Below are 11312 nucleotides of genomic sequence, written 5' to 3'. Positions count from 1 at the left end.
CCCCGCCGCCGCCCCCAGAAGGCCCGACCGCAGCGCAAAGCTGCGCAGGATGCGGCCCCGCGTGGCGCCAAGGGTCTTGAGGATCGCGGCCTCGAACACCCGCTCCCGTTCCCCGGCCGAGGCCGCGCCGATCAGCACCACGAACCCGGTCAGCAGCGTCGCGCCTGCCGCCCAAGCGGTCGCGGCGGCGATCCCCGACAGGGCGTCGGCGGCGCGGTCGATGGCCTCGCCCACGGCGACGGCGGTGATGTTGGGAAAGCGGTTGCCCAGATCGCGCAGGATCTGCGCCTCGGCCTGCGGTTCGGCATAAACGGTGGCGATATGGGTATGGGGCGCGCCCTGCAGCGCGGCGGGGTCCAGCGCCATGACAAAGCCGATGCCTGCATCGCTGAAATCGACGATGCGCAGATTGGCGATGGTGGCGGTGATGTCGCGGCCCAGAATGTTCACGGTCACGCTGTCGCCGATTGTCAGGCCGATCTCGGTCGCGATCTCGTCGGACAGGCTGACAAGAGGAGGGCCTGTGTAATCCTCGGGCCACCATTCGCCTTGGGTGATCTGAGTGCCGGGTGGCGGTGTGGCGGCATAGGTCACACCCCGGTCGCCGCGCAGCACCCAGTGATCGCCCGCCACCTCGCGCGCGGGACGGCCCTTCAGTTCCGTGATGATGCCGCGCAGCATCGGTGCGGTCTGCACCGTTCCGACCAGCGGATCATCGGCCAACCGGTCGCGGAACCCCTGCAACTGGTCGGGCTGGATATCGAGGAAGAAATAGGTCGGCGCGCGGTCGGGCAGTTCGGTCGCGATGGCCTGTCGCAGATTGGCATCCACCTGCCCCAAAGCGGCCAGCACGGTCAGCCCCAGCCCAAGGGACAGGATCACCGACAGCGCCTCGTCACGCGGACCGCCGATGGCGGCCAGTGCCAGCCGCAGCGCCGGGCGCCCACGCGCGGCCCCGGTCCGGGCGCCCGCCCGCGCCGCGCGACGCACCAGCGCCGCAGCCCCGACCAGCACCACAAAGGCCGCCAGCACGCCGCCCGCCACCCCAAGCGTCAGCCCCCACAGGCCCGAAAACCACGCCGCCGCCGCGACCAGTGCCACCAGCGCCCCGGCAATCAGCGCCAGAAACCGCGCCTGCGGCCACAGCTGGCCCGAACCGCCCAGATCGCGGAACAGCGCGGCGGCCCGGATGCGCCGGGTCTGCGCCAAAGGCCACAGCGTAAAGACGAAGGCGGTCAGGATGCCGTACAGCGCCGCCTCGGCCAGCGGACCGGGATAGGGGGCAAAGACCGCAGGCACCGGCAACCGCGCCGTCAGCAAGGGCGCCACGGCCAGCGGCACCAGCACGCCCAGCACCAGACCCAAAGCCACGCCCAGCAGCGTCAGCGCGCCGACCTGCAGGAAATAGACCTGAAAGATCGTCCGCCCGGACGCGCCAAGCGTCTTCAGCACCGCGATCACGTCGCGCTTGCGGGCCAGATGCGCGCGCACCGCCGCCGACACGCCGACCCCGCCGACCGCCAGCCCGGTCAGGCCGACCAGCACCAGAAACGCACCGATCCGGTCTACGAAGGTGTCGATCCCCGGCGCACCCCGGCGGCTGTCGCGCCAGCGCGCACCGCTGTCGGGAAAGTCGCGGCGCCAATCGGCCCTCAGCGCGTCGGGATCGCCGCCCTCGGGCAGCATCAGGCGATAGGCGCTGTCGAACAGCGTGCCCTCGGTCAGCAGCTGGCTGTCGGCCAGCGCGGACCGCAGAACCAGCGTGCGCGGTCCAAAGCCAAAGCCCGCAGCGCCCGCATCGGGTTCGGACATCAGCCGCGCGGTCAGCACGACATCCTGCACGCCAAGGCGGAACACATCGCCCACCGCCAGCCCCAGCCTGTCGGCCAGCAGCGGCGCCATGACCCCGCCCGGCAGCCCCTGCGGCGTGGTGCCAAGCGCCTGCGCCATCGTCAAGGGCGGGTCCAGCACGACTTGCCCGACCAGAGGCCAGGCCGCATCGACGCCCTTGACCTGCGACAGCGCGCGTTCGGACGTCTCGCCCTGCCCGACGACCGCCATGGACCGGAAATCGACGATCTCTGACACGGTGACGGCGCGATCCTCCAGCCAGGCCCGCTCGACCGGATCGGCAAAGCGATAGGTCAGGCTGACCTCGGCATCGCCGCCCAGCAGCGCGGCGCCCTGCTGGGTCAGCCCGGTCTGGATCGCCATGCGCACCGATCCGACGGCGGCGATCGCCGCCACGCCAAGCGCCAGACAGGTCAGCAGAACCCAAAAGCCGCGCAGGCCCCCGCGCAGATCGCGCCGCGCGAGGCGGGCCGCCAGCGCAAGGCTCATGCCGCACCCCCGGCGATGGTGCCGTCATCCAGCCGGATCACCCGGTCGCAGCGCGCGGCCAGCGCCGGATCATGGGTCACAAGAACCAGCGTGGCGCCGTGATCGGCCTGCAGCCCGAACAGCAGGTCCATGATCGCCTGACCGTTGGTGCCGTCCAGATTGCCGGTCGGCTCGTCCGCCAGCAGGATCGCCGGGCGCGGTGCGGCGGCGCGGGCCAGCGCCACGCGCTGCTGTTCGCCGCCCGATAACTGGCCGGGATAATGATCCTGCCGCCCGGCCAGCCCGACACGCGCCAGTTCCGCCGAGGCGCGCGCAATGGCATCGCCCGCGCCCGCCAGCTCCAGCGGCACGGCGACGTTTTCCAGCGCGGTCATTGTCGGGATCAGGTGGAAGGACTGGAACACCACCCCCATATTGCCAAGACGAAAGCGTGCCAGCGCGTCCTCGTCCAGCGCGGTCAGATCCCGGCCAAGCGCATGGACCTGTCCGCCGGTGGCGCGTTCCAGCCCGCCCATCAGCATGAGGAGTGACGATTTGCCCGACCCCGACGGACCGACCAGCCCCACCGTTTCCCCCCGCCCGACCTGCATGGTGATGCCGCGCAAAATGCGGACCGGCCCCGCATTGCCCTGCAGGGTCAGTTCTGCATCGGTCAGGCGGATCACCGGGTCGGTCATCGGGTCTGTTCTCGCTTTCGGGGGTCGGGTTTGGGGGGATCGGATTTTCTGGCGTCTGCCGGCACGATACGGGGGCCGCGCGCGGCTTGGCAACCGCCCGGCGGCGGCTGTGGCGGCGCTGGCGGTCACGGTCATGGCATCCCTGCCAGCCCCTGCAGGCGCGCAGGGCCTGCGGCTGACCGCGATGGGCGACAGTCTGACGCAGGGATACGGCCTGCCTGCCGAACAGGGCTTTGTGCCGGTCCTGCAGGACTGGCTGACCGGGCGCGGCCATGACGTGACGGTGCTGAACGCGGGCGTATCGGGTGATACCACCGCAGGCGGCGCCGCGCGCGTCGCCTGGACACTGGCGGATGCTCCCGATGCGATGATCGTGGCGCTTGGCGGCAACGATCTGCTGCGCGGCATTGATCCGGCCTCCAGCAAGGCCAATCTGGGGACGATTCTGGAACAGGCGGATTCGGCGGGGGTGCCGGTCCTGCTGGCAGGCCTGCCCGCGCCCGGCAATTACGGCCCCGATTTCAAACGCGACTTCGAGGCGATGTATGTCGATCTGGCCGCCGAATGGGATGTGATCCTTGTCCCCGACTTCCTGGGCCCGATCGGCGAAAAGGCCATGCAGGGCCTGTCCCTGACCGATCTGATGCAGGACGACCGCATCCACCCCAATGCCCTCGGCGTCCGCCAGATTGTCGAGGCGATCGGCCCCGATGTCGAACGCCTTCTGGACCGCGCGGGCCAGCAGCCTTCGCCCCCGTGACCCATGCAGGCGGGTTCGGCGCCCGTCCCGTTGCCTTTCTGCCCGGCCATGATGCGGCCTGCCCTGAAAAACGTCATTCGGGATCAATCCTTGGCGGCTGACCCAGACTTCCTGAAATTTGATATTTAAAAATTCAAGTAAATACCAAGTCTGGATCCCGGGAAACATGTCCGAAGGGTACCACCAGCATGAGCATCAGCCGCCGCAGCTTTCTCAGGACCACCGGCACCGCAGCCGTCCTGTCCCTTGCCTCGCCGCTTGTCGCGCGCGCCCAGACCGAAACGATCAAGGTCGGCGGCCTGCATGACCTGACCGGCGCGCTGGACATGATCGGGATACCGATGAACCAGGTGTTCCAGCTTGCCATCAAGGAAATCAACGAGGCCGGTGGCCTGCTGGGCCGGCAGGTCGAAGGCGTTATCTATGACCCGCAATCGAACATGTCGCTTTATTCGCAATATGCCACGCAGATGGCCTTGCGCGACCGGGTTGCGGTGGTGATGGGCGGGATCACCTCGGCCAGCCGGGAAACCATCCGGCCGATCTTTCACCGCTATGAGACGCTGTATTTCTACAACACCCAATACGAGGGCGGCGTCTGCGACCGCAACGAGGTCACGCTTGGCACCACCCCCGCGCAGACCGTCGCGCGGATCATCCCCTATGCGATGAATCTTTACGGCAAAAAGGTCTATACAGTCGCGGCGGATTACAATTACGGCCACATCACCTCGGCCTGGGTGAAACGCTATGTCGAGGAAAACGGCGGCGAGGTCGTGGCGACCGAGTTCTTTCCGCTGGATGTCGCGCAGTTCGGATCGACCATCTCGCAGATTCAGGCGGCCAAGCCCGATTTCGTCTGCTCGGCCATGGTCGGATCGTCGCATCTGGGCTTTTACCGGCAATGGGCGGCGGCGGGGATGAAGGATCAGATCCCGATGATCTCGACCGTTCTGGGCGCGGGCGGCAACGATCAGATCATGCTGACCCCGGCGGAAGGCAACGGCATCCTGTCCTCGTTCGGCTATTTCGAGGCGGTCGACAATCCCGTCAACAAGGCCTTCCTGGAACGCGTGAAGGCTGAATACCCCACCAACACCCCGGTCGTGTCCGAGATTTCGGAATGCACCTATGAGGGCATGATGATCTGGGCCGATGCGGTGCGCGAGGCCGGTTCGATCGATCGCGACGCGGTGCGCGCGGTGATCGCGCAGGGCAAGACCTATGACCTGCCCGCCGGTCAGGTGACCATCGACCCGCAGACCCAGCACGCCATCCGCGACGTCTATATCGCCGAGCTGACCGACCAGAATTTCGTCATCCGCGAGGCCTATCCGCAATCGCCGCCGCTGGACACGCAGATGGTCTGCGATCTGATCGCCGACCCCGACGCCAATGTGCATCACGAAATCAGCCTGTAAGGGCTCTGCCGGAAGGATCGCGCAGGCATGGATTACGCAATCGTCGTCACGCTGGAGATGATCCGCGCCGTGGCATGGCTGGTGCTGCTGTCATCGGGTCTGGCCATCATCTTTGGCATGATGCGGGTCATCAATTTCGCCCATGGCGAATTTCTGATGCTGGGCGGCTATACGGTCGTGGTGACGACCAATGCCGGGGTGAACGAATGGTTCGCCATCCTGGTGCTGGCGCCGCTGGTCGTCGGGCTGTTCGGGGTGCTGGTCGAACGGCTGGTGATCCGCCAGCTGTATGGACGGCTGCTGGACAGCCTGCTGGCCACATGGGGCCTGTCGATGCTGATGATCGGCGGCGTCACGATGATCTTCGGCAATACCGTGCAGGGGGTGGCGACGCCCTTTGGCAGCCTGCGCATCGGCGGCTATCAGATCCCCGGCTATAATTTCGTGCTGATCCTGTTTGCCGCGCTGATCCTGACGGCGGTCTGGGTGGTGCTGAAATTCACCCGCGCGGGGCTGATCGCGCGGGCCACCATGCAGAACCCCGCCATGGCCGAGGCTTTGGGCGTCCGCACCAGCTGGGTCTATATGGCGACCTTCGGGATCGGATCGGCGGTGACCGGGCTGGCGGGCGGCCTGCTGGCGCCGCTGACCGGGGTGGTGCCGACGATGGGCGCCAGCCTTGTCGGCCAAAGCTTCATCACCGTCATCACCGGGGGCGCGGCGGTCATCACCGGCACCCTGTCCTCGGCCACGCTTCTGGGCACGATCAGTCAGGGCACGACATTCTGGGCCGGACCGGTCTATGGCGATGCGGCCCTGCTGGTCGCGGCGCTGGTCCTGCTGCGGCTGCTGCCTCAGGGCATCACCGGCCGCATCTTCAAACGTTCGCTGTAACAAGGAGCACCCGCAGATGGAGAAAACCGTCGCGCGCGATCCCGGATTCTGGATCATGCTGGCCATCGGGTTGGCCGTCATGGTTCTGGCCCCGGCGCTGCTGGACATGTTCATGGTCCTTCAGATCACCCAATATGTGGTGCTGTCGGTCTTTGCGCTGTCCCTGGGCTATATCTGGGGGTTCGGAGGCATCCTGTGCTTTGGACAGGCAGCCTTTTTCGGGCTGGGCGGCTATACCTTCGCGGTGGCCGCGATCAGCATGGGCGACACCACGGTGCCGCTGATCCTGTCCTTTCTGCTGCCCGCCGCCTTTGGCGTCGTGCTGGGATATTTCATGTTCTATGGCAAGCTGACGGATGTCTATCTGGGCGTCGTCACCATGGTCGTGGCGCTGATCTTCTGGAAGCTGGCCAACCACACGGCGGGCCCGGGCTATTCCATCGCGGGGGTTCGGCTTGGCGGGTTCAACGGCATCCCCTCGATCCCGACGATCAACATTCCGGGCCAGCCCGATGCCTGGCTGGACCCGTCGCAACTGTTCCGGTTCTTCATGGCGGTGCTGGTCGCGGTCTATATCGCGCTGCGCCTGCTGATCGCGTCGGATTTCGGCCGCGTCTCGATCGGCATCCGCGAGAACGAGACCCGCGCCGCCCTGCTGGGCTATGACATCCGCCGCCACAAGGTCATCGTCTTTGCCATCGGCTCGGGCATCGCGGGTCTGTCGGGGGCGATGTGGGCCAGCTATCAGGCCTTTATCGACCCCAACGCATTCTCGATGGAGATGTCGGCCAAGGCGCTGGTCTGGGTCATGGCGGGCGGGGTCGGCACGCTGGTCGGTCCGATCATCGGCGTCATCGGCCTGCAATGGCTGACCCTGCAGCTGGGCACGATGGAGCTGCTCAACAGCTATGTCGTGCTGGGCGCGATCATGATGGTGCTGGTGCTGGCCTTGCCGCGCGGGCTGGTGCCCACCGTCAAGGTGCTGGCCCTGACCGGCTGGACCCTGTGGCACAGCGGCAGGCCCGGCACCAAGGCGGCCCCCGGAAAGGCGGTGGGCGATGACTGAGGTGCAGACCCCCGATCCGGGCTATCGCATCCTGCGCACGCGCGGGCTGACCATGCGCTTTGGCGGCGTGACGGCAGTGGACAATGTCGATTTCGACCTGCGCGACGGCGAATTGCGCTGTCTCTTGGGGCCGAACGGCGCGGGCAAGTCCACCTTCTTCAAATGCCTGACCGGCCAGCTGGTCCCGACCGGTGGACAGGTGCTGTTCAAGGAACGCCCGATCACCGGCATGAACACCCACGAGATCGTCAATCAGGGCATCGGCATCAAGACGCAGGTGCCGAATGTCTTCGACGGTGTCTCGGTCTATGAAAACGTCCGCCTGTCGGCCCGGCGCAAGCATACCGCGCCCATGGCCCGCGAGGTGGCCGAACAGACCATCGAGAAATGCGGCATCACCCATCTGATCCGGCGCGAGGTCGGGCAGCTGGCCCATGGCCAGCGCCAGCTGGTGGAACTGGCGATGGTGCTGGCGGCCTCGCCCGAGCTGATCCTGCTAGACGAGCCCGCCGCCGGGATGACCGGGGACGAACGCGACCGGCTTGCGCAGCTGGTGCTGACGGCCGCGCGCAGCGCGGCGGTGATCGTGGTCGAACATGACATGGCGTTCATCCGCCAGATCGCCAAGTTCGTCACCGTTTTCAACCGCGGCGCGATCTTCCGCGAGGCGATGATCGACGACATCATGCGCGACCGGGCGGTTCAGGAAATCTATCTGGGGAAACAGGCCGATGCCATTGCTTGAGGTCAAGGGGCTATCCGCAGCCTATGGGCTGGTGCCCGCATTGCACCGCGTGGACTTTCACGCGGACCCCGGCGAGGTCGTGGGCATCCTGGGCCATAATGGCATGGGCAAGACCACGTTGATGCGCGCCATCATGGGCTTTGTGAAGGTCACGGGTGGCGAAATCCTGTTCGACGGCCAGTCGATTTTGCCCGCCAGCGTCAATGCCCGCGCCCGCGCAGGCATCGGACTGGTCCCGCAGGGCCGAGAGATCTTTGCCAATCTCAGCGTCGAGGAAAACCTGCAGGTCGGCATCGCCACCACCGGCGTCGACATCGCCGCCACCGTGGCCGAGGTGCTGGAGCTGTTTCCCCGCCTGAAACGCCTGCTGGACCGGCGGGGCGGGGCCCTGTCGGGGGGCGAACAGCAGCTTTTGTCGCTGGCCCGCTGCCTGTGCCGCAAGCCGCGCCTGATGCTGCTGGACGAGCCGACCGAGGGCATCCAGCCCTCGATCAACGACGAGATCGCCGAGACGCTGAAGGTGCTGACGGCGCGTGGCGGGATCACCATCGTGCTGGTCGAACAGAACCTCGATTTCATCGCCGGGCTGGCGGGGCGGGTCTATGCCATCTCGAACGGCGTGCTCGACCGCCAGATCCCGCGCGAACAGCTGACCGATCCGCGCGCCGTCAGCGAATTCATGGGCTTTGTGACCTGAAATCCCGCGCCCGCCCCCTGCCCGACCGGATCGCATCGCGGGCCCCGGGCGGGCGCCGCCTTGCCCATCGCCACCCCACGATCAGGAGCCTTGCCATGTCCGTCAAACTGCCCACCGACACCCAGCTGGCCGGGGTCGCCGAGACCCTTGGGATGAACCTGTCGCCCGCCGACATCGCCTCGTTCAAGGGGCTGATGGGCGATTACGTCGCGGCCTATAACATCGTCGATCTGATGCCCGACATGCTGCCCCCCGTCACCTATCCGCGCACCCCGGGCGTCAAGCCTGCCGCCCCCGACAACCCGCTGAACGCCTGGTATGTGCAATCCACCGTCACCGGCGCGCCGGGCGGCAAGCTGGCGGGCAAGACCGTCGCGCTGAAGGACAACGTCATGCTGGCGGGCGTGCCGATGATGAACGGATCATCCACGCTGGAAGGGTATCTGCCCGATGTGGACGCCACCGTCGTCACCCGCCTGCTGGACGCGGGCGCGACCATTCTGGGCAAGGCGCATTGCGAATGTTTCTGCATGTCGGGCGGCAGCCATACCGGCGCCCATGGGCCGGTTCTGAACCCGCATGACCCGACGCGTTCGGCAGGCGGATCGTCATCGGGATCGGCGGCTCTGGTCGCCACGGGTGCGGTTGACATGGCGATCGGCGGCGATCAGGGCGGCTCGATCCGGATGCCCGCATCCTTTTGCGGCACGGTGGGGATGAAGCCCACGCATGGGCTGGTCCCCTATACCGGCATCGTCCCGATCGAGGTCTATATCGACCACACCGGCCCGATCACCGCCACCGTCGCCGACAATGCCCTGATGCTGGAGGTTCTGGCAGGCCCCGACGGCTATGACAGCCGCCAGCTGGGCTGCACGACCGCCCCCTATACGCAGGCGCTTGGCCAGCCGGTCGCGGGTATGAAGATCGCGATCCTGACCGAAGGCTTTCAGCAGACCGGCGCCGAGGACGGCGTGAATGCCAAGGTCCGCGAGGCCGCCGACCGGCTGGCCGCCCTTGGCGTGCAGGTCGACGAGGTCTCGGTCCCGATGCATCTGCTGGGCGCTGCGATCTGGACGCCCATCGGGTTGCAGGGCCTGACGCAGACGATGATGCTGGGGGACGGCTATGGCACCAGCCGGCGCGATCTGTATGTCACCAGCTTCATGGATTTCCATCGCGGCTGGCGCCAGCGCAGCGATGAGCTGTCCGAGACGCTGAAGCTGGCGATGCTGTTTGCCCAATATGCCGATGACCGGCATGGCAAGCGGTTCTATGGCAAGGCGGTCAATCTCAGCTATCGGCTGCGGGCGGCCTATGACGCGGTGCTGGCCGATTACGATGCGATCATCATGCCCACCACGCCGATGACCGCGACGCCCCTGCCAGGCCCCGATGCCCCCCGAGAAGAGGTCGTGGCCCGCGCCTTCGAGATGCTGGCGAACACCTGCCCCTTCGACATCACCCATCACCCGGCGATCAGCATGCCCTGCGGCATGGTCGCGGGGCTGCCGGTCGGGCTGATGATGGTGGGCCGGGCCTGGGACGAGGCGACGCTCTATCGGCTTGCCAGCGGCCTCGAGGCGTCGGGCGACTGGCATGACTGGTGATCCGCTGATCCTGACGGCCATTCTGGGCCATGCGGGGGATGGGGCATGGCACGACCGGCTGCACGCGATGGAGCATCAGGGCCGGGTCGAGGTGCTGACCATCCCCGCCACGGAGGCGGCGCGCAAGCGGATGCGGCTGCGGTCAGACCGGGGGCGCGATTGTGCCATCGCGCTGGCCCGCGATCAGGGTCTGACCGATGGGGCGGTGCTGTATTGCGACGACGACCTGGCCATTCTGGCACGGGTGGACGGCGCGGCGCGGCTGCGGCTGGAACCCGCCACGGTCGCGGATGCGCTGCGTTTGGGACATTGGTGCGGCAATCTGCACTGGAAGGTCGATTTTCACCCCGACGCGATGGAGATCGTGCTGGACGGCCCGCCCGACCCTTATCTGGACCGCCTGCGCGACCTGCAGGGGCTGGCGCAGGTCCGCATCGTGATGCCCGGCCATGCAGGGTGAGGCGCTGCTGACAGCCCTTTATCTGGGCGACAGCGCCTATCCTTCGGGGGTGTTCGCCTTTTCCTGGGGGCTGGAGGTCGCGCTGGCCGAGGGGCAGGCCGATCCCCACGGGCTGGCCGATTGGATCGGGGCCGAACTGAGCGGTCGCTGGCATCCCTTCGACCGGGTCGCGCTGGCCGGCGGGTTTCGCGCCGTGGGGCAGGATCTGGCCGCCTGGAACGGTCTGGTCGATGAGGCCATCCCTGCCGATCCGCAGCGGCTGCAATCCCTGCAGGCGGGGGCGGCGCTGATCGCCTCGGCCCGGCGGATGGGGATCGACCCGGACGCGGCGCTGGACCCGGACGCGACCCATGCCCCGGTCGCGCATGGCCATGTGCTGGCCCGCGCCGGGATGGAGCTGGCCCCGGCGCTGGCTGTGTCGGGCATGGGGATGGCGCGGGGTCTGGCCTCGGCGGCGCTGCGCTTGGGGCGGGTGGGTGCGGTGGCGGTGCAGCGCGACCTGCGCGGGCTGATCCCGCTGATCGCCCGGCTGGCGACGGTGCCGGACCCCGGTGACCGGCCCGCCAGCTTTGCGCCCTTGTCCGATATCGCGCTGATGCGGCCTCTGGCGGGGCGGCTGTTTGTCAACTGACCGAAAGGACC

The 11312-nt window shown here is 67.4% G+C and carries 11 protein-coding genes; 9 read left to right on the top strand and 2 right to left on the bottom strand.

Going from position 1 to position 11312, the window contains the following annotated elements; genetic code table 11:
- The coding region (locus tag EG885_RS14470) for an ABC transporter permease (protein ID WP_131575821.1) at positions 1-2340 on the bottom strand (2340 nt) is incomplete at its 3' end.
- The gene (locus EG885_RS14465; protein ID WP_131575819.1) at positions 2337-3017 is read right to left on the bottom strand and encodes an ABC transporter ATP-binding protein; all 681 of its coding nucleotides are present in this window, start codon (positions 3015-3017) and stop codon (positions 2337-2339) included. The genes EG885_RS14465 and EG885_RS14470, both read right to left, overlap by 4 nt.
- 133 nt (positions 3018-3150) lie before the next feature.
- Between EG885_RS14465 and EG885_RS14460 the strand changes: the two genes are divergently transcribed.
- The 9 genes from EG885_RS14460 to EG885_RS14420 all read left to right on the top strand — a co-directional run bounded on the left by EG885_RS14460 (position 3151) and on the right by EG885_RS14420 (position 11301).
- Positions 3151-3777, top strand: coding sequence for an arylesterase (locus EG885_RS14460; RefSeq protein WP_131575817.1), 627 nt, complete (start codon positions 3151-3153; stop codon positions 3775-3777).
- A 188-nt stretch (positions 3778-3965) separates the two neighbouring features.
- Positions 3966-5198 carry an urea ABC transporter substrate-binding protein gene (locus tag EG885_RS14455; RefSeq protein WP_131575815.1) on the top strand — a complete coding sequence of 411 codons (1233 nt, stop codon included), beginning with the start codon at positions 3966-3968 and terminating at the stop codon, positions 5196-5198.
- A 27-nt stretch (positions 5199-5225) separates the two neighbouring features.
- The gene (locus EG885_RS14450; protein ID WP_131575813.1) at positions 5226-6092 is read left to right on the top strand and encodes a branched-chain amino acid ABC transporter permease; all 867 of its coding nucleotides are present in this window, start codon (positions 5226-5228) and stop codon (positions 6090-6092) included.
- A 16-nt stretch (positions 6093-6108) separates the two neighbouring features.
- A complete protein-coding gene (locus tag EG885_RS14445) occupies positions 6109-7158 on the top strand; it encodes an ABC transporter permease subunit (RefSeq protein WP_131575811.1) in 1050 nt (349 codons plus the stop codon).
- Positions 7151-7903, top strand: a complete 753-nt coding sequence (locus EG885_RS14440; protein WP_131575808.1) for an ABC transporter ATP-binding protein — start codon at positions 7151-7153, stop codon at positions 7901-7903. Before EG885_RS14445 ends, EG885_RS14440 begins: the two co-directional genes overlap by 8 nt.
- Positions 7890-8600 (top strand): ABC transporter ATP-binding protein, encoded by a 711-nt coding sequence (locus EG885_RS14435; protein WP_131575806.1) that lies wholly within the window; start codon positions 7890-7892, stop codon positions 8598-8600. Before EG885_RS14440 ends, EG885_RS14435 begins: the two co-directional genes overlap by 14 nt.
- A 95-nt stretch (positions 8601-8695) precedes the next feature.
- On the top strand, positions 8696-10210 hold the full coding sequence (locus EG885_RS14430; RefSeq protein WP_131575804.1) for an amidase: 1515 nt from the start codon (positions 8696-8698) through the stop codon (positions 10208-10210).
- Complete coding sequence (locus EG885_RS14425) at positions 10200-10670, top strand: urease accessory protein UreE (RefSeq protein ID WP_131575802.1); 471 nt, start codon at positions 10200-10202, stop codon at positions 10668-10670. The genes EG885_RS14430 and EG885_RS14425 overlap by 11 nt, the downstream gene beginning before the upstream one ends.
- Positions 10660-11301 carry an urease accessory protein UreF gene (locus EG885_RS14420; protein WP_131575800.1) on the top strand — a complete coding sequence of 214 codons (642 nt, stop codon included), beginning with the start codon at positions 10660-10662 and terminating at the stop codon, positions 11299-11301. Before EG885_RS14425 ends, EG885_RS14420 begins: the two co-directional genes overlap by 11 nt.
- The last annotated feature ends 11 nt before the right edge of the window (positions 11302-11312 follow it).

The sequence above is a fragment of the Paracoccus nototheniae genome, assembly GCF_004335005.1.
In the GTDB taxonomy this organism is placed as follows: Bacteria; Pseudomonadota; Alphaproteobacteria; order Rhodobacterales; family Rhodobacteraceae; genus Paracoccus; species Paracoccus nototheniae.
This window is presented reverse-complemented; position numbering and strand designations above follow the sequence as displayed.

Coding starts and splice junctions, on each gene's coding strand:
- EG885_RS14465 (WP_131575819.1), bottom strand. CDS start 3,017: ATGACCGACCCGGTGATCCGCCTGACCGATGCAGAACTGACCCTGCAG.
- EG885_RS14460 (WP_131575817.1), top strand. CDS start 3,151: ATGGCATCCCTGCCAGCCCCTGCAGGCGCGCAGGGCCTGCGGCTGACC.
- EG885_RS14455 (WP_131575815.1), top strand. CDS start 3,966: ATGAGCATCAGCCGCCGCAGCTTTCTCAGGACCACCGGCACCGCAGCC.
- EG885_RS14450 (WP_131575813.1), top strand. CDS start 5,226: ATGGATTACGCAATCGTCGTCACGCTGGAGATGATCCGCGCCGTGGCA.
- EG885_RS14445 (WP_131575811.1), top strand. CDS start 6,109: ATGGAGAAAACCGTCGCGCGCGATCCCGGATTCTGGATCATGCTGGCC.
- EG885_RS14440 (WP_131575808.1), top strand. CDS start 7,151: ATGACTGAGGTGCAGACCCCCGATCCGGGCTATCGCATCCTGCGCACG.
- EG885_RS14435 (WP_131575806.1), top strand. CDS start 7,890: ATGCCATTGCTTGAGGTCAAGGGGCTATCCGCAGCCTATGGGCTGGTG.
- EG885_RS14430 (WP_131575804.1), top strand. CDS start 8,696: ATGTCCGTCAAACTGCCCACCGACACCCAGCTGGCCGGGGTCGCCGAG.
- EG885_RS14425 (WP_131575802.1), top strand. CDS start 10,200: ATGACTGGTGATCCGCTGATCCTGACGGCCATTCTGGGCCATGCGGGG.
- EG885_RS14420 (WP_131575800.1), top strand. CDS start 10,660: ATGCAGGGTGAGGCGCTGCTGACAGCCCTTTATCTGGGCGACAGCGCC.